The organism is Arthrobacter sp. 01T414 (assembly GCF_056398965.1).
In genome coordinates, this window is record NZ_JBFTQK010000005.1 from 13929 (window position 1) to 33072 (window position 19144).

Here is a 19144-nt window from a genome sequence, read left to right on the forward strand (position 1 = left end):
TTCAATCCTTCTTGAGCGTGACGACGGGCAGGTAGGCGGTGCGGGTGGAACCGTCGATTTGTTCGAAGTCGAGCGGCTCCCAGGCCTCGCGGTCGAAGCCGGCGCCCTGGTGCAGCGCGTGCGAGAGCAGGGCCCGGATGGAGTTGATGTGGCGCTCCTCCTCCGGCAGCTGCGCCCAGGCTTCGGCCAGGGTGGAGGCGCCGGCGAACGCGGCGCGGATCGCCTCGGGGCTGGCCTTGCCGGTCCGCGGCGAGCGCACCCGGTCCGAGTCGCTGAACGCGATGGGGTCGGCCAGTTTGGGCGGCGCGGCAAACTCGTCCGGGTCGAAGAGCTTGACCATGGCAAGGGACTCGAATCCGGCGTTGAAGAGCACCGGGCCGCGGACCAGGCCCGGACGTTCGCGCTCGTAGGGCAGCGAACGGATTGCTTGCTCGGCCTCACGCAGTACCTTGCGAAGCCGGACGGACTGGCGGTAGTCGTCGCTCTGGACGTACGTGTTGAGGCTCTCGCTGAGCTTGCCGTAAATCCGCTGGATCTGGCTGTGCTGGCTGCGCAGTTCGGCCACCAGGTTCTTCAGTGTCTCTCGCTCGTCCGGACTGAGCTCGTCGGCGAACTGCCGGCTAAGCACCTCCCCGATCGCGGACCGGAAGCGGAGCTGCTGCTGCGGGTCCTCCAGGAACGCGGTGAAGGACCGGAAGGTCCTGCCCTCCGGGCTCTGCCGCAGCCGCTTATCCGCCTCCAGCACCTGCGCCATGGTGGCGCCCTTGCTGAGGGATTCCTCGATGATCTGGTTGCGCAGCTCGCCCACCAGCTCCTCGATCCGGTCGCGCATCTTCTTGTAGTCCGCGGGCAGGCTCGCGGCGAGGTCCAGGATGTTTCCGGCCGCTTCGACGGCCTCCTCGTCGTCGAGCAGTCCGTCGAACTCGCCTGAGCTGATCTCCTCGATCAGTTGGCGGCGTTCGCCAATCTCTTCCTCCAGGGATTCCAGCCGCGCACTCTGGTCCGGGTTGGTCTCGTTGGCGAGCTTCTCGACGTCACCCAGCAGCGTCCCCAGCCGGGAGCCGTTCAGGGTGGAGCGTTCGCTGGAAAGGCTGTCCAGGAAGGCGAGGACACGGGCCGCGGGCTCGGTAACTTCGTACACGATCTGACCCGACTGGTTGCGACGGGTCAGGAAGCTTTTGCGCGTCCACTCATCCCCGAAGCTCTTGCCGTTGGCGGATCCGCCCAGCCCGGGGTCCTGGCGACGGAGCTGCTCAAGGAAGGCGTCGACGTCGGCATGGAACTGCTCCAGCGGCAGCTGGGGACGGGTCCGGGTGAAGGAGGCCTGCAAGACGGCGATCACCCACGGCGCCGAGCGGGTCAGCGCCCAAGCAGGCCCCTTGGTGAGGAGTTCGAGGTCCCGGAGCCGGGCGCTGATGGCGTCGGCGGAGGACACCGCGGAACGGGACACGCAATTCTCCAATCGCTGCCGGGGGTGGGTTCGGGCAGCGGATCGATGAAAACTGCCAACTACAAGGTTAACGCAGGCCTCCTCCCCTTCCTCGTTGAACCTCCCGGGCGGCCGGAGTGCTCCGCAAATGGCGACGCCGGTGAGCTTTTCGCGACCTCGCCGTGACCTACGCCCGGGTAGCATTTCGATCCCGTATCAAGGCACCGGACGCGCCCCGGGACTCTGGTTCGGCGCCCCTCCCGCACCCTACGCTCGGGCTACTGGTTCAGCCGAAGCGACGGGTGCAGGAGGAAGAATGCAGTTCGATCTAAGCGCAGTGGAGACGGGCACGATGGTCTTCGCCGGGACGCTGGCTTTCGCCCTTGTAATTGCCCTCTTCATCATTACGGCCGCCTTCGCCGCCCTGGTGCTGATCGGGCTTGCCCGGCTGTCCTGGTTCCTTGCCGCCAGCGTGCTGCTCGGCCTGGTTCACGGCATCAACGCCGGCTGGGACCGGCTGCTGCACCATGCCTCCACAGTGGAACTCCCCGGAGAATTCCCCGGCGAACTAATAGGGCAGTCCTCCCCTAGTACCGGCACCTACCCGCGGGTAGTATTGCGGGACAGCTGAAGGGTCCACCACCCGCGGCGGATCCAGGGCTCGAGCCGGACAACCCGGTTAGAGGAGATGCCCAATGAGCTCCGCCGTCGACAACCCAGCCACCGAAGATCCGGCCACCGATAGCCCCGCCACCGAGGTGCCGGTAGCCGCCCGGAAAATCGGCCCCGAGGCCACCGCAGCCGATGCCCGGGCCGTCGCCGAAGCTGCCCGGGAAACCAACTGGGACCGGCCCAGCTTCGCCAAGGGCCTCTACCTCGGCAGCTTCGACCTCAGCCTCATCCACCCCTGGCCGCAGGCACCGGCGGACGACGTCGAACGGGGCGACGCGTTCATGGAGCGGCTCACCGCGTACTGCCGGACGATGTCCGGGCGCACCATCGAGCGCGAGGCCCGGATCCCCGACGAATACCTCTCCGGCCTGGCGGCCCTGGGCGCCTTTGGCATGAAGATCCCCCGCGAGTACGGCGGCCTGGGCCTTTCGCTCGTGTACTACGGCCGGGCGCTGGCCCTGCTCGGGTCGGTCCACCCCAGCCTCGGCGCCCTCCTGTCCGCGCACCAGTCGATCGGCGTTCCGGAGCCCGTCAAGGTGTTCGGCACGCCAGAGCAGAAGCGCGAGTACCTGCCGCGCTGCGCCGCCGGTGCGATCACTGCCTTCCTGCTCACGGAGCCCGACGTCGGCAGCGATCCGGCACGGATGGGCAGCACCGCGGTCCCCTCCGAGGACGGCCGGTCCTACGTGTTGGACGGCGTGAAGCTCTGGACCACCAACGGCGTGATCGCCGAGCTCGTCGTGGTGATGGCTCTCGTCCCCGCGCACACCGACCCGGACGGCACCGCGCACAAGGGCGGCATCAGCGCCTTCGTCGTGGAGATGGACTCCCCCGGCATCACGGTCGAGAACCGCAACGCGTTCATGGGCCTGCGCGGCATCGAGAACGGCGTCACCCGCTTCCACCAGGTCCAGGTTCCGGCTGCCAACCGGCTGGGCCGCGAGGGGCAGGGCCTGAAGATCGCGCTCACCACGCTCAACACCGGGCGCCTCTCCATTCCCGCGCTCTGCGTAGCCTCCGGCCGCTGGAGCCTGAAGATCGCCAGGGAGTGGTCCAACGCCCGCACCCAGTGGGGCCGCCCGGTGGGCCAGCATGAGGCTGTGGGCAAGAAGATCGCCTTCATCGCCGCGAGTGCCTTCGCACTGGACGCGGTGTTCGAGCTGTCCGCGGAGCTGGCCGACGCCGGGCAGAAGGACGTGCGGATCGAGGCCGCCCTCGCCAAGCTGTGGTCCACCGAGATCAGCTGCCGGATCGCCGACGAGCTGGTGCAGATCCGCGGCGGACGGGGCTTCGAAACGGCCGACTCGCTTGAGGCCCGCGGAGAGCGCGCCGTCCCGGCCGAACAGCAGCTGCGGGACCTGCGGATCAACCGAATCTTCGAGGGCTCCTCGGAAATCATGCGGCTCCTGATCGCGCGCGAGGCGGTGGACGCGCACTTGGCCGCCGCTGGCGCGCTGGCCTCCGAGGACGCCAGCTTCCCGGAAAAGGCGAAGGCCGCCGTCGGCGCCTCCGGTTTCTACGCCCGCTGGCTGCCGAAGCTGGTGGCGGGCACCGGCATGGATCCGCGTTCCTACGGCGACTTCGGAATACTCGCAAGGCAGCTGCGCTTCGTGGAGCGGGCGTCGCGGCGGCTGGCGCGGCAGACCTTCTACGGGATGGGCCGCTGGCAGGCGAAGCTGGAGCACAAGCAGGCGTTCCTGGGCCGGATCGTGGACATCGGAGCCGAGCTATTCGCGATGGCAGCCTGCTGCTCGCGGGCGGAGATGCTGCTGCGGACCTCGCCGGAGCGCGGCGCCTCGGCCTACGAGCTCGCCGACGCCTACTGCGAGCAGGCGCGCGTCCGGGTCGAGGAGTATTTCGACCAGCTCTGGCGGAACACCGACGACGGCGACCGTGCCCTGACGCGCAAGGTCCTTGCCGGGGATTTCGAGTGGCTGGAGGCCGGCGTGCTCGACCAGTCGGAGGGGACCGGCCCGTGGATTGCGGATACCAGCCCCCGCGCCTCCGTAACCGAGAACCTGCACCGAAAGTACCGCTGACGTGGGGCGATGCCGGGGAGGGCACGCTCCGGAAAAATAGTAAGCATCCTTGCTATTGGCTGAGCTGCCGTGGTTAGGTGGTGCCAAGACCTGATGACGGTCGAAGCATTGCCGTGCCCGGCTCAAATCATGAGTCCGGGTCAATCAATGAAAGCGAGCAGCCATCATGACCACCCCCACTGGACCCGAAGAGCGCACGCCCCGCACCGCACGCGAGGAAGAAGTCAGCCGGAACCAGGACCCGCGGATCCACGACGCCCGCCAGGACGGCGTAACCGCGGAGCGGCCCCTCAGCGTTGACGAGCCGGCAGAGCGCCGCGCCGAGCACCGTTCCGAGGTACGGGACGAGCGCGCCAACGACACCCGCGCCTTCCCCGCCGCTCCCGTTGCCGGAGCCGCCGCCGCCGCGGGTACTGCCGCAGGTGCTGCCGGCCGGGACAACCGGGTGATCCACGGGTCCCGCGACGACCGCTACGACGGCGAGAACCACACCGTCGTCGAGGAGGTGCCCACTCGCGAGACTGTGGTGGCCCGCGAGAAGGAACAGTTCGGCGGCGTCAAAATCGGCTCCGCGTTCTTCGGCTGGCTGGCCGCCACCGGCATGGCAGTGCTGCTCACCGCCTTGGTCGCCGCCGCCGGCACCGCCGTCGGCCTGGCCACCAACACCAACGTCAACGAGGCGGTCAACCAGGCCTCGCAGAACCAGAGCGTGGGCATCGCAGGCATCATCGCGCTGCTCGTCATCCTCTTCGTCTCCTACTACTGCGGCGGCTACGTGGCAGGGCGGATGGCCCGGTTCAACGGCGCCCGCCAGGGCCTGATGGTGTGGATCTGGGCACTGATCGCGGCCATCGTCGTCGCCGTCCTTGCCATGACGGCCGGTCAGAAGTTCAATGTCCTGGCGAGCCTGAACAGCTTCCCGCGCATCCCCGTCAACGAGGGCGACCTGACCGCCACGAGCATGATCGCCGCGGTCGTCGTTGCCGTGGTGGCCCTGATCGGCGCGATGCTGGGCGGCCTGGCCGGGATGCGCTTCCACCGCAAGGTGGACCGCGCAGGCTTCACCCCGGTGGAAACCGTCGAGGAGCGCTAGGCGAGGGTGAGCGCGCCGAGGTAGTACCAGCGCCGGCCCTCGCGCAGGAAACGGCTTGTTTCGTGCTGGATCCCGCGTTCGCCGTCGTGCCGGTAGTACGCCTTGAATTCGACTGTGCCTTCGGTGTCCAGCGGGCCTCCCCTGCCGGTCGACACAATATCCAGGCGCCGCCACTGCACGGCCGGGTCGAGGTCGAGCCGGGTCGGCCGGGTGTCCGGATGCCACGTCCGCAACAGGTACGCGGCGTCCAGCACCACAAAGGCGCTGTAGCGGGAGCGCATCAGTTGTTCCGCCGTCGGCGCCTCCGCGTCACCGCGGTGGAACCGGCCGCAGCAGTCGCCATACTGCTCGCCCGACAGGCACGGACAGTTGCCCTGATACAGGGCCTCGCCGTGCTCGGAACTGGCCTGGGCGTGCGTCAAGGGGATCCTTCCGGCTGGCCGGGCGGGTCCGGCGTGGGCTGCTTCCGACTATAGCCGCCCGCCCGGCCCGAGATCCCGACGGCGGGGTCCCGCCGTGCGGGCCACCGAAGGTATCAGCTTGGACACATACTGCCCCGCAAGGCCTTTCCCTGCGTGTCAGTTCGAAATAGTCCGTATGGTTAAGAAGGGCTGTCGCCCGGCGGAACGATTGCGGCACGGACCTCACTGCAGGCTGGATTGGAGAGGCGAAGTGGAAGACCCGACAACGATCGCCATGAACCTGACTTTCTTCGGCACCCTTGGGATTGGCCTGGTCATGTTCTTCGGCGTCTTCCTGGCCCTCGTCATCGTCCTGTTGCTGGCAGGCCTCGGCCGGCTGCTCGCCGTTGCCGGCATGGCCCTGGGCCGCGGCCTGACTTCCCCGCGTGTATCCGCCGGCCAGACGGCCGCCGTCGAGCGTGCCGCCGAGGATCCCGGAACAGCCAAGGCAGCGCGACCGGCGAAGCCCGCCAAACCGGCCCGCAAGGAGCCCCAGCTTTCCCCGGAGTGGGCCGCCGCCGTCGAACGTGCCGATGCCCGCGCAAAGGCCCGGGCCGAGGCCGCGGCGGCGCCGGAGGTGACCGTGTCGGTCCGCGAACTGCCCAGCCCGAAGGCCCCGGTCCGCGAGATCAAGGAAGTTGGGCCCCTGGTCGAGTCCGCCACGGACCGGAACGGCGCCGCACCCGGAACTCCGCGGGCGTCCACGAAGCCCGCGGTTCCGGCCGCCAGCCCGGTGCTGGACACCGGCTCGCTGGCCATGCTCAAACACCAGCCCGCTCAGCAGGGCCAGCGGCAGAATACGGAACGCAAGGCCAGCTGAGCCCTTACCCCGGACAACCATCTGGGCTACGTTGGAACCCATGGAATTCAGATACCTCGGGCACAGCGGCTTCAAGATTTCGGAAATCACCTTCGGCAACTGGCTCACCCACGGCTCGCAAGTGGAGAACGACGTCGCCACCCAGTGCGTGCGGGCAGCGCTCGACGCGGGCATCAGCACCTTCGACACGGCGGACGTCTACGCGAACACCGCGGCCGAGACGGTCCTGGGTGAGGCGCTCAAAGACGAGCGGCGCGAGTCCCTGGAGATCTTCACCAAGGTCTTCGGCCCCACCGGCCCCAAGGGCCACAACGATCTTGGACTGTCCCGCAAGCACATCATGGAATCCATCAACGGCTCCCTGTCACGGCTGCAGACGGATTACGTGGACCTCTACCAGGCCCACCGCTACGACTACGAGACGCCGCTGGAAGAGACCATGCAGGCCTTCGCGGACATTGTGCGGCAGGGCAAGGCGCTGTACATCGGCGTCAGCGAATGGACGGCCAACCAGATCCGCGACGGCCACGCCCTCGCCAAGGACCTCGGCTTCCAGCTGATCTCCAACCAGCCGCAGTACTCGATGCTGTGGCGGGTCATCGAGGCGGAGGTGGTCCCGACGTCGGAGGAACTGGGGCTGTCCCAGATTGTCTGGTCCCCGATGGCCCAAGGCGTGCTCAGCGGCAAGTACCACCCCGGCAAACCCGCGCCCGAGGGCAGCCGCGCCACGGATGCCAAGGGCGGCGCCCGGATGATCGAGCGCTGGATGTCCGACGAGGTCCTGACCGGTGTGCAGCGACTCAAGCCGATCGCGGAGGAGGCCGGACTGACCATGGCCCAGCTGAGCATCGCGTGGGTGCTGCAGAACAAGAACGTTGCCTCCGCCATTATGGGCGCGTCCCGGCCGGAGCAGATCGCCGGAAACGTGGCCGCCGCCGGCGTGAAACTGGATCCGGCCCTCATGGACAAGATCGACGACGCCATTGGATCCCTCGCCGAACGGGACCCGGCGCAGACCAAGTCGCCGGCCTCCCGCGAGGCCTAGCCGGTGCGGGACCTGCCGGAGCTCGCCGTCACCGGTTCCACCGGCCAGCTCGGCGGCCAGGTGGCCCGGCTGCTGGCCGGTGCCGGGAGCGCCCAGCGGCTGCTCGTGCGCGACATCCGCCGGGCGCCGGAACTCGACGGCGCCGTTCCCGCCGTCGCCAGCTATGCGGACGCCGCGCAGGCGCGCGAAGCACTCGCCGGGGTGAAGACGCTCTTCATGGTCTCCGCCGCGGAGGCCGAGGACCGGCTTCAGCAGCATTACACCTTCGTCGATGCGGCGGCGGAGGCCGGCGTGCAGCACATCGTGTACACCTCGTTCTTCGGCGCGGCCCCTGACTGCACCTTCACCCTGGGACGGGACCATTACGCCACCGAGGAGCGGATCAAGGCTTCCGGAATGGACTACACGATCCTGCGGGACAACTTCTACCTGGACTTCCTGCCGTTGCTGGCCGGCGAGGACGGCGTGATCCGCGGCCCCGCCGGCAACGGTGTCATGGCAGCCGTGGCCCGGGCGGACATTGCCCGCTCTGCGCTGGCGGTGCTGCGCGACCCTGCCCTGCACGTGGGACGGAGCTACGACCTGACCGGCCCGGCGGACCTTTCGCTGGCCGCGGCCGCGGTTCTGCTGACCGCCGGCACCGGGCGCACCGTCAGCTACCATGACGAGACCCTCGAGGAGGCTTACGCCTCCCGGGAACACTACGGTGCGCCGCCCTGGCAGGTGGACGCCTGGGTCAGCACCTACACCGCCATCGCCGCCGGTGAGCTCGCGGGGCCGACGTCGGCCGTGCATGAGCTGACCGGGCGCGAACCGCTGGGACTGGCGGACTTCCTGGCCGAAGTGCACTCCCTCTAGGCGGCGGCATGACTCGGCACGGTATTGACGCTTTCCGGGCGACGGCGTAGACCTGAACGGCAGGCGAAAACCGCACAGAATCGCAGTCCCATGCCCAAACAACTCTCCAAGCACACCTCTCCCGTCATGGCACGGCGCCGGCAGGCGCAGAGGCCGGCAGCGCATCCCGGTGAGCCCAGTCATGGACCGCTCACCGCCGAAGAGCTGCAACTCGCCGTGCGGAACCACTCGATGCCGCTCGAGGCGCTCCGGGAGGACGTGACGCCGCCCGGGCTGCACCACCTGCTGGACCACTTCGACATCCCGGCCATCGACAGTGAGCGCTGGCATCTGCGGATCGGCGGCGCGGTGCAGCGGTCGCTCGAACTGAACCTCCGCGCCCTCCGCCGCGCACCGAGCATCAGTGTCCCGGTCACGCTGGAATGCGCCGGCAACGGCCGGTCCCTGCTCAAACCCCGGCCCTTGAGCCAGCCCTGGATGCTGGAGGGCTTAGGCACCGCTGTCTGGACCGGGGTGCCGCTGGCCTATCTGCTGACCCAGGCCGGCGTGGAGGACGACGCCGTCGAGGTTGCCTTCACCGGGGCCGACGCCGGGATCCAGGGCGGCGTGCGCCAGCAGTATGCGCGCAGCCTGCCGATCGGCGAAGCGCTCCGGCCCGACGTCGTTCTGGCCTACCGGATGAACGGCGCCGAGCTGCCGCCGCAGCACGGATACCCCCTGCGGCTCGTCGTCCCGGGCTGGTACGGCATGGCGAGCGTGAAGTGGCTGTCCTCGATCCAAGTGCTGACCAAACCCTTCGACGGGTTCCAGCAGTCCGTCGCCTACCGCTACCAGCAGGACGCGGACGACGCCGGCACCCCGGTCACCTGGATTAAGGTCCGTTCGCTCATGGTTCCGCCGGGCATTCCGGATTTCTTCACCCGGCAGCGGTTCCTTCCCGCGGGTCCGGTGATGTTGACCGGACGGGCGTGGTCCGGCCACGGCGCCGTCCAGCAGGTGGAGGTGGGGATCGACGGCAAATGGGCCCCCGCACACCTGGAACATCCCGCGGCACCGTTCGCGTGGTCCGCCTGGTCGATGCCGTGGGTGGCGGATCCCGGACAGCACGAGCTCTGCTGCCGCGCCACGGACTCCAGCGGCGCCACCCAGCCGCTCGAGCCGGTCTGGAACTACCAAGGCATGGGCAACAACGTGGTGCAGCGGGTCAAAGTCACGGTGGAATAGCCCTCCCCGACAGTCCGCGGGAGTCCTAGTAGTCCACGATCGCGCCGCTGGAAATGTTGATGGTGGCATCGGTGATGGCGCCGGCCTTGTCCGAGGCAATGAAGCTCGCCACGTTGCCGACGTCTGCCAAGGTGGCGGTGCGGTTCAGGTGCGCAGCCCTGGCGATCTCCACCACGATCTCCTCGCGCCCTTCCACCTGCCAGGGAATGGTCTCGATGATGCCTCCGGTCACAAGGGTGACCACGCGCACGCCGGACTTGCCCAGCTCAAGCGCCCACTGCCGCCGCAGGCCCTCCATCGCGTCCAGGGCGACCTTGAATCCACCGAGCCCGGAGACGGTCTGCGGCCCGGAGCCGCCGAACATGAGCACGACGCCGGACTTCTGCTTGATCATGTAGCCCGCCGCCGCCCGGGTGGTCAGGAAGTGGGTGCGCGTGGCCAGGGTGATCGGCTGGCTGAAGTCGTCGACGTCGATTTCCATCAGGGGCTGCTGGATGTCGCCGAACGAAATGACGTTGAAGGAGATGTCGATCCGCCTGGTCTTCTTCGCGGCGGCATCCACGAAGGCCTGCACCTGCTCCTCGTCCAGGGCATCGACGACGGCGGTTTCCGCCGTCCCGCCTTCCTCCCTAATATCCCGGGCCACCTTTTCCAGCCGGGATTCCGTGCGGCCGGCCAGGAAGACGGTGGCGCCCTCGGCCGCGAAAGCCCGCGATACCGCTCCGCCGATCGCACCCCCGGCGCCGTAGATCAGTGCCGTCTTGCCCTCGAGCAGGCCGCCAGTCGGCTCTTGCATAGTCAGCATCGTTCCCTGCCTCCCGCCGCGGAGTGGTGAATTCCCTCAACTATGTTCTCGCCGAGGGCAGGTGGCAAGGGGCAAAGATTCGTGTCCAAATACGATCAGTGACGCGGAGGAGCCGCGGGGCCCGGGTGCGGTCCCGGCTCGGGGCCGGGTTGCGGGCCAGGCGGCGGAGGGCCTTCCGGGCCGCCTCTGCCCTCATGGACCTCCGGCGGCACCGACGCCGAGGGGCCGCCGATCCCGTAGAAACCGGGCGGCGTGGCCTGCCGGGTGGGCGGGGAGGCCGGACCTGGCTCGCCCGAAGTCGGCCCGGGTTGCCCGTAGGCGGTGGGCTGCGGAGGGACAACTGCCGTAAGCGGCTGGAGGTCGCCCGGATCGGTGGGTCCCATGTCGAGATGGAACGGCGGGTATTCGTCGCGCATGAGGGCCACGTAAGTGATGACCCGGTAGATCCAGCGGTTCAGCCCCATCAGCAGATCGAACAGGCCGCGCCAGTACTGGCCGGTGAACAACAGGATGACGCCCGCGATCAGCACCAGCAGCCCGATCAGCGAGATGCCGTTGTTCTCCTGGACCCAGCGGCCGTCCACCCAGTAACCATCGCGGCCGCCCCAGCTGCGCGTCGTCCCCGTGAGGACGGCGACGATGAGCAGATGCGGAATGGCCAGCAGCCAGGACTTCACCAGCACCAACCCGCGCGAGAGCTTCTCCGGGTAGTCGACGTCGAAATCCGCCGGATAGCCGGTACGGGCAAGCGTGAACGGCGGGTACTGGTCCGTGCCGATCGCTGCATAGGAGTAGAACGCCACCCGCCAGCTCCAGCGGATCACGCCCACATTGAAATTGAACAGCGAGCGCGGATAACGGCCAGTGAAAAGGATCGCAAAGCCGGCCACGATGGTGGTGACGACGAAGGCGAACCAGAGGAAGAACAGCACGATGAAGTGCGGAATGGCCAAGAACCACTTGACCAGCCACAGCCAGCGCGAGAGCTGCGGGTCCAGGTAGCCACTGAGCCGCGCCGGATAGACATAACCGCCGGGAGGCGTCCCGGCCGGCATCGGTCCGGCCGAATAGGGAGCCCCGGCGGGTGGGGCTCCGGAGTAGGGAGCCGGCGCATACGGACCCGGGGCGTACGGAGCGCCGGCGCCGGGGGCGCCCGGGTACGGCTGCTGGTCCGGGCCCTCCGGCGGCCTGCCGCGGCCCAGCCCGGCAGCCCCGGCCACGATCAGCGGGACGCCCACCGCCAGCAGCACAATGCCGCCGATCAGGAGGCCCAGGAAGATCGGCCAGAGGAGGTCCGAGCGGGCGCCGCCGCGGAGGTCGACGGAAACGGGGCTGCTCGCATCGGCGTTCATGATCACCACGGCCCAGTTCCCGGAGCGCAGGTTCCATTTGAGTTCCTGGCTGCCGGCCCCGGATGCGGACGCCGTCCAGAACTTCTGGTCCGCCGGCCGGGCCGGGGGCTTGGTCCCGGACACGTCCCGGTACTCGGCCCGGAAAGGCGAGAAACGGACCTCGGTCAGTTCGGAGTGTTTGACGCCGCTCAGGTAGGCGGCCACGTCTGCCTGCGGTGCGATGCCGATGAAGATCTGCTGCGCGGAGTCGGCGGCGGAGCCACGAAGCATCACGCTGCCGGCCATCGCGGCCGGGTCCATCCCGGCAGCTCCGGCATCCGTCATGACCTCCAGCCGCGGCGACGTCAGTGCGTAAGAATCCACCGTGTAGCGCTCAGACGGGGTGGTGAAATATCCGCCGTCGCGCTGCTGGTAATTGGCCCAGCCGGTGAAACCGGCCCCGACGAGGAGTCCCAGCCCCAGCAACGCAGCAAGCGTGCCGAGCACCAGCATGACGATCCGGCCCGGTTTCATGGCCTGTCCAACGCCTCCAGCAACGACTTGCCCCATCGTGCGGCCTTCTCGATTTCGCCGGGACGCAATGGCCCTTCGCTGCCCTGGACGTAGAACGGCATGGGTTCGGAAATGATGTCGGCGCCGCTGTCCCGGAGCGCATGTGCCATCTTTTTCGCCGCGTCCCCGTGGACGAACATCCGGACCCGGGTGTCGAAAGCCGCGGCTTTGACCCCGTTGAGGTGGCCGTCCCCGAGTGTCGAGAGCAGTTCGGTGATCTTCGGCGTCGGACGCCAGCCGTTGATGGGACTGCCAACAACCAGCAGGTCTCCTGCCGCCAGGTCGTCGGGGTGGAACTCGCTGACGGCGACCGGCGTGGCGTGGAGGTCGCCGAGTGAGCCGGCGACGGCTTCCGCCACGGATTTGGTGTTTCCAAACGCCGAATCGTAGACGACATGTGCCTTCATGCGGTGATCACCACCTTCAGGGCTTTCGTTTCCGCTGCGCGGGAAAAGGTGTCATAGGCGTCCATGAACTGGTCGAAGGTGAAGTGGTGGGTGGCGAACTTGTCCGCCGCCACCTTGTCCTGGGCCACCAGCTTGAGCAACATCGGGGTGGTGTTGGCGTTGACCAGGCCCATGCTGATGTTGATGTTCTGGATCCAGAGGTCCTCCACGTGCAGTTCCACGGGCTTGCCGTGCACCCCGACGTTGGCCACGTTGCCGCCGGGACGAACGATGTCCGTGCACATGCTGAAGGTGGCCGGGATACCGACAGCTTCGATCGCCACGTCCACGCCCTGCCCGTCGGTGAGCGCCATCACCTGGTCCCTCCAGTCGGCGTYGCCGGAGAGCACGACGTCGGTGGCGCCGAACTCACGTGACTTTTCCAGCCGGTTCGCGTCCAGGTCGATGGCGATGATGGTGGCGGCGCCGTAAAGGCCCGCCGTGGCAATCGCTGCGAGGCCCACCGGGCCGGCGCCAACCACGGCAACGGTGTCTCCGGGCTTGACCCTGCCGTACTGCACCCCGATCTCAAAGCCGGTAGGCAGGATGTCGGAGAGCATCACGGCCTGCTCGTCACTCACGCCCTCAGGCAGCAGATGGAGCGAGTTTTCGGCGTAGGGGACGCGGACGTATTCAGCCTGGGTGCCGTCGATCAGGTGGCCGAACACCCAGCCGATCCCGGACTGCCCTTCCTCGCCCATGCAGTGCGAGTAGAGGCCGGTTCGGCAGTTGGCGCAGTGTCCGCAGGACTTGATGCAGGAAATGATGACACGGTCCCCCACCTTGAGGCCGGTCACGGAGGACCCGGTCTCGGTGATGGTCCCCACGCCTTCATGGCCGAGGATCCGGCCCTTGGTTACGGCGGGGACGTCGCCCTTGAGAATATGAAGGTCCGTGCCGCAGATGGTGGTGGTGTCCACCTTGACGATCACGTCGCTGGGATTTTGGATCTTCGGGTCGGGGACGTCCGTCCAGGATTTCTCCCCGGGGCCGCCGTACACGAGGGCTTTCATGCGAGCTCCTTGCTTCTGAGGATGACGTGCGGATCGACGATCCGCAGGCGGCACGGGGTGACGGAAGAGTCGATGCCGGAGGAGACGATTGACTGGCGGGCGTGTTCGCGGAGCTCCTCGAAAGCTGCCGCGGTGACCCGGGCGTGGGCCAGATCCACGACGATCTCGTAGCCTCCGAGCTTGGATGTGACCCGGCGGCACACCACATAGAGAGCGCGGATATTGGCGGTGGTGACGACGCCGCGTACCTCGACGCGTGCGGACTCCTCCGCGGGATCGATCCGGATGACCACCTTGAGCCGCGGATCGCCGTGGGAAGGGTGCGCGTGGAACGACCGGCTACGGCTCGCCTGGTTCAAATGACGCAACGGGCTCATACGGTCTCAGAGCTCCCGCGCCGCCCAGCCCCCGCCGGAGCCGCAATGTGTGCGTCCGCTGCAATGGAATACTGCATAGACATGTTCGATGGCCACCTGCCTTTCCTGCCCAAGCTGGAAAGTGCAATTGCCATTTCCTCACCCCAGGGTCATAGCGAGACCGAAACTACTTTGCGGCGGTTCAACCCCCAATGGCCGTGCAAGAACCGCCCCAATTCCAGAATGGCCTCGCTCCCATCGGCGGGCAAGGGGGCGAAAGTCCCTTGCCCCCGCCGCGGTCCGGCGGGCTGGGAACGGTGTGCCGGCAGTGACCGATGGGGCGGGAATTGTTGCTGCCACGTTGTGCCCCTAGCCTGTTCCTATGTCGCGACACACCTCGCCCTCCGCTCCAGCCGGGCTTGTCCTCACCTCGGTCCGGCAGCCGGGGGAAATGACGCTCTGGGACATATTCATTACGGGCGGCATCGTTTCGCAGATTGTGCCGGCGGGCTCGTCCGGCCCGTTGTCGGACGCGGCGGCCGGCATCCAAGCGGTGGACCTCGACGGGCGCTTCCTGATTCCGGGACTGTGGGACGAACACGTCCATATGACCCAGTGGGCCCTGGCGGCCGGCCGGATCGATCTTTCCGACGCGGCCTCCGCGAGGGAAGCGGCCGCCGTCGTGCGTTCCCAACTGGAGGCTCGGCACTCCGGCGCGGCGGAACGGATCGGCTCCGGCGCGGCGGAACGGACCGACAGCGGCGCGGCCGCGGGTCCGACCCGTGTGGGCGTCGGGTTCCGTGATGCCGTTTGGGCGGATACGCCCAGTCTCGAACTGCTGGACAGCGCGACGTCCGGCGTCCCCACGGCGCTGATCAGTCACGATCTACACTGCGTGTGGCTGAACAGCGCAGCGGCGGCGCGCTACGGCGTGGCAGTGGGCGCGGACGGTCTGCTCCGCGAGGACCCGGCTTTTGAACTGACCCGGGAGCTCGGGCGCCTGCCTGACGACGCCGTCGATGCCATGGTCAGCGACGCCGGGAAGGCAGCCGCGGCGCGAGGCATCGTGGGGATTGTCGACTTCGAGATGGTGTGGAACCGGGACACCTGGCTGCGGCGCATCGCGTCGGGGTTCGATTCCCTGCGGGTGGAGGCAGGGGTCTATCCACAAGATCTGGAACGGGCAGTCGGCGCGGGAATGCGGACCGGTCAGCTGGTGCCTGAGTGCGGCGGCCTCCTGCGGGTGGGGCCGCTGAAGGTGCTGATCGACGGCTCCCTGAACACGCGCACGGCGTACTGCGTGGACCCTTACCCGCACGGCGGACGCGGGCTGCTCACGGTCAGCGAGGCGGAGCTGCTGCAGCTGCTGGAGCGGGCCCGCCAAACCGGCTTCGTGCCGGCAGTGCATGCCATCGGCGACGGCGCCAACGAGGTGGCGTTGAACGCTTTCGCGGCTGTGGGGATCCCGGGGCGGATTGAGCATGCCCAGTTTGTCCGGCAGCAGGACTTCGCACGGTTCGGCAAGCTGGGCCTCACCGCCAGCGTGCAGCCCGCCCATGCACTCGATGACCGCGACGCCGCCGACTCCAACTGGGCCGGCCGGACGGAGCGGGCGTTTCCGCTGCGTTCCCTGCTGGATGCGGGCGCGGCCTTGGCGCTTGGCTCCGACGCGCCGGTGGCACCGCTGGAGCCTTGGACGGCAATGTCCGCCGCCACCACCCGGGCGCGGCAGGACGGCCGCGGCCCGTGGCACCCGGAGCAGGCCCTGACCCGGCAGGAGGCTCTGGCGGCGTCCTCGCGCGGACGGCGCCGGATCAGCGTGGGCGACCCGGCCGACGTCGTGGTGCTCGACGCCGATCCGCTCGCCGTTTCCGACGTCGAGTTTGCCGCGATGCCGGTGGCCGCGACCATGGTGGCGGGGCGGTTCACGTACCGCGGCGGCCTTTAGCCGGATTTGGTCCCTTTGACCCGTGCCTGGACCAGGTTGGCGTACGGCAGCCGGCCATAGTCCGCGACGAATGCAGCGTGGTGCGCGGCCTCGGCCGCGGCGAGCTGCTCCACGGGGAGCTCCTTCCACGCCACGATCAGCTTGTTAGCGCCCGCGAGCTGCCAGATCAGCCGGCCGTCCCAGTGACCGGGAGGCTTGCCCTTGCCGAAGTCCACGAACTCTTGGATCTGGCGGCGCAGGCCGCGATTGCCCTTGCTGCCCGGACCAGCTTTGCCCAAGTAGAGGATGTCGGCACCGTCGACCCATTCGGCGTCCAGTGCCTCCGTCTTTAGGCTGGGGTCCTTTTTCTTGAAGACGCCGGCCGTGCTTTTGGCGAGGAACTGGGGCCGGGTGTTGCCGGGGCCGGGGGTGGGGCCGGGGCGTCCGGGGCCGGGGCCTCCGGGAAGCAGGATCGCGAAGATTCCAGGCTTCTGCGGGATCCGGTTGATGTCCAGGTCCGCCATCGGCCGGAACCCGGTGAAGCCGTCCTGCTTCAGCGTCTGTTTGTTGATCGGCATGGCTTCCTTGCGGTGGGGGCGGGTTCATAAGGCGTACAGAGGGCGGCTTTCCTGGCCGCCTTAATTGTCACAGGTGCCTGATTGACTGGGTTCATGGACGGCAAGCAAGGGCCCGAAGTGGTCCAGGAGGCAGCGCTTGGTGGCGCGGTCCGGGAAGTGATCCGCGGCCTCGCCACCACAATGCCGCCCGCCGACAGTTCAGCGGCCATTGACTGGTTGCGCGAGCTCGAGGATCTCAAGTCCGCCGCGGCCGCCTTGCAGGCCCGGATCACGGTCGCGTTCGACGTATTGCAGCGCCATGAACAGCGCGACGCCGGCGTACCGGCCGACCAGCTGGGGGCCGGGGTCGCGGCCCAGATCGCCCTCGCCCGCCGGGAATCCCCGGCCAAGGGCAGCCGCCTCCTGGGCCTCGCCAGGGCCTTGGTCACCGAAATGCCGCACACCCTCGCGGCCCTGGAAACCGGCCATCTGAATGAATGGCGCGCCACCCTCCTGGTACGGGAAACTGCCTGCCTGGCCGCGGCGGACCGGGCCTCCGTGGACGAGGAACTCGCAGCCGAGACCGGGACCTTCGACGGCGCCGGAGACCGGGCCATCACCTCCGCCGCGAGGGCGGCAGCCTACCGGCGGGACCCGCGCACGATTACCGAACGCGCCGCCCACGCCGCCACCGAGCGCCACGTCAGCCTCCGCCCCGCGCCGGACACCATGTGCTACCTCACCGCCTTGCTGCCCGTCGCGGAGGGGGTAGCCGTGCACGCGGCACTGACCCGGCACGCCGACGCCCTGCGCTCCGCAGGCGACACCCGTTCCCGGGGCCAACTGATGGCCGATGCGCTGGTCGAACGCACCACCGGAAAGGCAGGCGGGATCAGCGGCGTCGAAATCCAACTCGTCATGACCGACCGCGCCCTGTTCCAAGGCGGCAGCGAACCCGCCCGTCTGCCGGGCTACGGTGTCGTCCCGGCAGGGTTGGCACGGAAGCTGCTTAGGGACGCCGGCGCCGCTGCCGCTGCCGACGACGGAAATCACGCCCTGCGCGACGAACGCGCCTTCGCGACCTGGCTCCGGCGCCTCTACACCGCCCCGGCCACCGGCGAGCTCGTCGGGCTGGACTCCCGCGCCCGGTTCTTCCCGCCCGGACACCGGCGCCTCATCCACGCCCGGGACCACACCTGCCGCACCCCGTACTGCGACGCCCCGATCCGCCACCTGGACCACGTCGTCCCCTGGCACGACGGCGGAACCACGAACTTCAGCAACGCCGCCGGACTCTGCGAAGCCTGCAACCACACGAAAGAAGCCCCCGGCTGGAGCGCCCAACCCAGATCCGGCGCCCGGCACATCCTCCACCTCACGACGCCGACGGGCCACGTCTACCGCTCCACCGCACCGCCGCTGCCGGGAACGGCGTATTCCCTCTCGGAACCCCGACAGCGGCGCAAGCTCCGGCATACCGTCAAGATGCTGAGGTGCTGAGGCCGGGAGCCGTGCCCCCTTAAACACAAGGCCTGCAGGTACCTTCGCGATCTCGCTATGAGCTGGCCCGGACAATTGAATGTCCTGAACGACCCGAGCAAATCAGATGGTTACCTGCAGGCGCTTTAAGCGTACGCCCGGTGCCGGAGCCCTGACTAGGGGTCGCTCGCCTCTTCCGTGACGCACGGAAACACCCCTCGGCGCAGGAGCGTAGAGTGGAACAAGACGCCTGATTCTGGACGCCGAGTGCTGAGGGAGAAATCGTGACGATTGACTGGGACGAAAAGAAGACTCTGCTGCAGGAACCGAACATCGCGGCCGTGACACAACTTTGCGACGAACTGATGGAGAAGAAGCCGGGATCGGTTGTCCCCTACATCGATCCTGTCCATGACGAAGACGAATGCCGCATCGTAAGCCTCCATATTGCGCCCGGCAAGGGCTGCGAATCAGGGTTCGTCTCGCATTTCAACGAGGATGAGGCCGCCCGCCGCGCCACGTCCATCTATGAAGCCGTCGAGCTCGACCCGCGCTACGTGATGCCGTGGAACGCCTACCCGTGGGTCCGCGACCCGGAGCTCCCCTCCGCCCTGAACGTCCAGGAAAAGACCGACGGCCTGCGGCCCTTCCGGCAGTTCATGAAGATCAACAAGCGCACCTCCGCGATCATCGCCCACGGCGCCGACGCGCACGCTTTCCTGACGCTGTTCGAAAAGACCTACCACTCTTCACTAAAGAACCGCGGCGTCAAGATCTACAAGGCCACCGCCCTCGGCGGCCGCGCCTTTGCCGTCTCACCGGCCAAGCAGGAAGAACTGCTGGCCAAGAATGTGGCGGTCTACAAAGACGCCATGCAGCGGGCCGGCATCCAGCACCTCTAGGGACCCCCGACGCCGGCTTTTAGCCGCCCGTCGTCGTCGACCGCTTGGGCCCAACGGCCCTGCCCAATCCCGTCCCCCAACGGCCAAGCTGGGATAGCTGACCGGAGAACGGAC

The 19144-nt window shown here is 68.2% G+C and carries 18 protein-coding genes; 10 read left to right on the top strand and 8 right to left on the bottom strand.

Annotation, left to right across the window (positions count from 1 at the left end; genetic code table 11):
* Nucleotide 1: 1 nt before the first annotated feature.
* Nucleotides 2–1450, bottom strand: coding sequence for a DUF3375 family protein (locus AC1DK9_RS12400; protein ID WP_476916111.1), 1449 nt, complete (start codon nt 1448–1450; stop codon nt 2–4).
* Nucleotides 1451–1745: 295 nt separating this feature from the next.
* On the opposite strand from AC1DK9_RS12400, the gene AC1DK9_RS12405 reads away from it, so the two are divergent.
* The 3 genes from AC1DK9_RS12405 to AC1DK9_RS12415 all read left to right on the top strand — a co-directional run bounded on the left by AC1DK9_RS12405 (nt 1746) and on the right by AC1DK9_RS12415 (nt 5233).
* Complete coding sequence (locus AC1DK9_RS12405; RefSeq protein WP_476861560.1) at nt 1746–2060, top strand: hypothetical protein; 315 nt, start codon at nt 1746–1748, stop codon at nt 2058–2060.
* Between the two features lie 64 nt (nt 2061–2124).
* Nucleotides 2125–4140 carry an acyl-CoA dehydrogenase family protein gene (locus AC1DK9_RS12410; protein ID WP_476916112.1) on the top strand — a complete coding sequence of 672 codons (2016 nt, stop codon included), beginning with the start codon at nt 2125–2127 and terminating at the stop codon, nt 4138–4140.
* A 166-nt stretch (nt 4141–4306) separates the two neighbouring features.
* Nucleotides 4307–5233 carry a YrzE family protein gene (locus AC1DK9_RS12415; RefSeq protein WP_476916113.1) on the top strand — a complete coding sequence of 309 codons (927 nt, stop codon included), beginning with the start codon at nt 4307–4309 and terminating at the stop codon, nt 5231–5233.
* Here the strand turns inward: AC1DK9_RS12415 and AC1DK9_RS12420 are convergent.
* Nucleotides 5230–5655 carry a YchJ family protein gene (locus AC1DK9_RS12420; RefSeq protein ID WP_476861557.1) on the bottom strand — a complete coding sequence of 142 codons (426 nt, stop codon included), beginning with the start codon at nt 5653–5655 and terminating at the stop codon, nt 5230–5232. The genes AC1DK9_RS12415 and AC1DK9_RS12420 overlap by 4 nt on opposite strands.
* A 250-nt stretch (nt 5656–5905) precedes the next feature.
* On the opposite strand from AC1DK9_RS12420, the gene AC1DK9_RS12425 reads away from it, so the two are divergent.
* The 4 genes from AC1DK9_RS12425 to AC1DK9_RS12440 all read left to right on the top strand — a co-directional run bounded on the left by AC1DK9_RS12425 (nt 5906) and on the right by AC1DK9_RS12440 (nt 9641).
* A complete protein-coding gene (locus tag AC1DK9_RS12425) occupies nt 5906–6514 on the top strand; it encodes a hypothetical protein (protein ID WP_476916114.1) in 609 nt (202 codons plus the stop codon).
* A gap of 40 nt (nt 6515–6554) precedes the next feature.
* Nucleotides 6555–7559 carry an aldo/keto reductase family protein gene (locus AC1DK9_RS12430; protein ID WP_476861555.1) on the top strand — a complete coding sequence of 335 codons (1005 nt, stop codon included), beginning with the start codon at nt 6555–6557 and terminating at the stop codon, nt 7557–7559.
* A 3-nt stretch (nt 7560–7562) separates the two neighbouring features.
* On the top strand, nt 7563–8417 hold the full coding sequence (locus AC1DK9_RS12435; RefSeq protein ID WP_476916115.1) for an SDR family oxidoreductase: 855 nt from the start codon (nt 7563–7565) through the stop codon (nt 8415–8417).
* A gap of 90 nt (nt 8418–8507) precedes the next feature.
* Nucleotides 8508–9641 (top strand): sulfite oxidase, encoded by a 1134-nt coding sequence (locus tag AC1DK9_RS12440; RefSeq protein ID WP_476916116.1) that lies wholly within the window; start codon nt 8508–8510, stop codon nt 9639–9641.
* Between the two features lie 25 nt (nt 9642–9666).
* On the opposite strand, the gene AC1DK9_RS12445 is transcribed toward AC1DK9_RS12440, so the two are convergent.
* From AC1DK9_RS12445 to AC1DK9_RS12465, 5 genes are all read right to left on the bottom strand, one after another.
* Complete coding sequence (locus AC1DK9_RS12445; RefSeq protein WP_476916117.1) at nt 9667–10437, bottom strand: SDR family NAD(P)-dependent oxidoreductase; 771 nt, start codon at nt 10435–10437, stop codon at nt 9667–9669.
* A 104-nt stretch (nt 10438–10541) separates the two neighbouring features.
* Entirely contained in the window at nt 10542–12311 is a 1770-nt protein-coding gene (locus tag AC1DK9_RS12450) for a DUF4389 domain-containing protein (protein ID WP_476916118.1), read from the bottom strand.
* Nucleotides 12308–12757, bottom strand: coding sequence for a flavodoxin family protein (locus tag AC1DK9_RS12455; protein WP_476916119.1), 450 nt, complete (start codon nt 12755–12757; stop codon nt 12308–12310). Before AC1DK9_RS12455 ends, AC1DK9_RS12450 begins: the two co-directional genes overlap by 4 nt.
* Nucleotides 12754–13809 carry a zinc-dependent alcohol dehydrogenase family protein gene (locus AC1DK9_RS12460; RefSeq protein WP_476916120.1) on the bottom strand — a complete coding sequence of 352 codons (1056 nt, stop codon included), beginning with the start codon at nt 13807–13809 and terminating at the stop codon, nt 12754–12756. The genes AC1DK9_RS12455 and AC1DK9_RS12460 overlap by 4 nt, the downstream gene beginning before the upstream one ends.
* The gene (locus AC1DK9_RS12465) at nt 13806–14186 is read right to left on the bottom strand and encodes a hypothetical protein (protein ID WP_476861548.1); all 381 of its coding nucleotides are present in this window, start codon (nt 14184–14186) and stop codon (nt 13806–13808) included. Before AC1DK9_RS12465 ends, AC1DK9_RS12460 begins: the two co-directional genes overlap by 4 nt.
* 361 nt (nt 14187–14547) lie before the next feature.
* Between AC1DK9_RS12465 and AC1DK9_RS12470 the strand changes: the two genes are divergently transcribed.
* Nucleotides 14548–16113, top strand: a complete 1566-nt coding sequence (locus AC1DK9_RS12470; RefSeq protein WP_476916121.1) for an amidohydrolase — start codon at nt 14548–14550, stop codon at nt 16111–16113.
* Here the strand turns inward: AC1DK9_RS12470 and AC1DK9_RS12475 are convergent.
* A complete protein-coding gene (locus tag AC1DK9_RS12475) occupies nt 16110–16670 on the bottom strand; it encodes a hypothetical protein (protein WP_476916122.1) in 561 nt (186 codons plus the stop codon). The genes AC1DK9_RS12470 and AC1DK9_RS12475 overlap by 4 nt on opposite strands.
* Before the next feature lie 93 nt (nt 16671–16763).
* Here AC1DK9_RS12475 and AC1DK9_RS12480 point away from each other — a divergent pair, with 93 nt between their 5' ends.
* Both AC1DK9_RS12480 and AC1DK9_RS12485 read left to right on the top strand, forming a co-directional pair.
* The gene (locus tag AC1DK9_RS12480) at nt 16764–18149 is read left to right on the top strand and encodes an HNH endonuclease (RefSeq protein ID WP_476916123.1); all 1386 of its coding nucleotides are present in this window, start codon (nt 16764–16766) and stop codon (nt 18147–18149) included.
* Between the two features lie 263 nt (nt 18150–18412).
* Complete coding sequence (locus tag AC1DK9_RS12485; protein ID WP_175323539.1) at nt 18413–19030, top strand: uracil-DNA glycosylase family protein; 618 nt, start codon at nt 18413–18415, stop codon at nt 19028–19030.
* Nucleotides 19031–19144: the final 114 nt, after the last annotated feature.

Coding starts and splice junctions, on each gene's coding strand:
- AC1DK9_RS12415 (WP_476916113.1), top strand. CDS start 4,307: ATGACCACCCCCACTGGACCCGAAGAGCGCACGCCCCGCACCGCACGC.
- AC1DK9_RS12480 (WP_476916123.1), top strand. CDS start 16,764: ATGGACGGCAAGCAAGGGCCCGAAGTGGTCCAGGAGGCAGCGCTTGGT.
- AC1DK9_RS12465 (WP_476861548.1), bottom strand. CDS start 14,186: ATGAGCCCGTTGCGTCATTTGAACCAGGCGAGCCGTAGCCGGTCGTTC.
- AC1DK9_RS12405 (WP_476861560.1), top strand. CDS start 1,746: ATGCAGTTCGATCTAAGCGCAGTGGAGACGGGCACGATGGTCTTCGCC.
- AC1DK9_RS12455 (WP_476916119.1), bottom strand. CDS start 12,757: ATGAAGGCACATGTCGTCTACGATTCGGCGTTTGGAAACACCAAATCC.
- AC1DK9_RS12445 (WP_476916117.1), bottom strand. CDS start 10,437: ATGCAAGAGCCGACTGGCGGCCTGCTCGAGGGCAAGACGGCACTGATC.
- AC1DK9_RS12470 (WP_476916121.1), top strand. CDS start 14,548: ATGTCGCGACACACCTCGCCCTCCGCTCCAGCCGGGCTTGTCCTCACC.
- AC1DK9_RS12450 (WP_476916118.1), bottom strand. CDS start 12,311: ATGAAACCGGGCCGGATCGTCATGCTGGTGCTCGGCACGCTTGCTGCG.
- AC1DK9_RS12410 (WP_476916112.1), top strand. CDS start 2,125: ATGAGCTCCGCCGTCGACAACCCAGCCACCGAAGATCCGGCCACCGAT.
- AC1DK9_RS12430 (WP_476861555.1), top strand. CDS start 6,555: ATGGAATTCAGATACCTCGGGCACAGCGGCTTCAAGATTTCGGAAATC.
- AC1DK9_RS12440 (WP_476916116.1), top strand. CDS start 8,508: ATGCCCAAACAACTCTCCAAGCACACCTCTCCCGTCATGGCACGGCGC.
- AC1DK9_RS12475 (WP_476916122.1), bottom strand. CDS start 16,670: ATGCCGATCAACAAACAGACGCTGAAGCAGGACGGCTTCACCGGGTTC.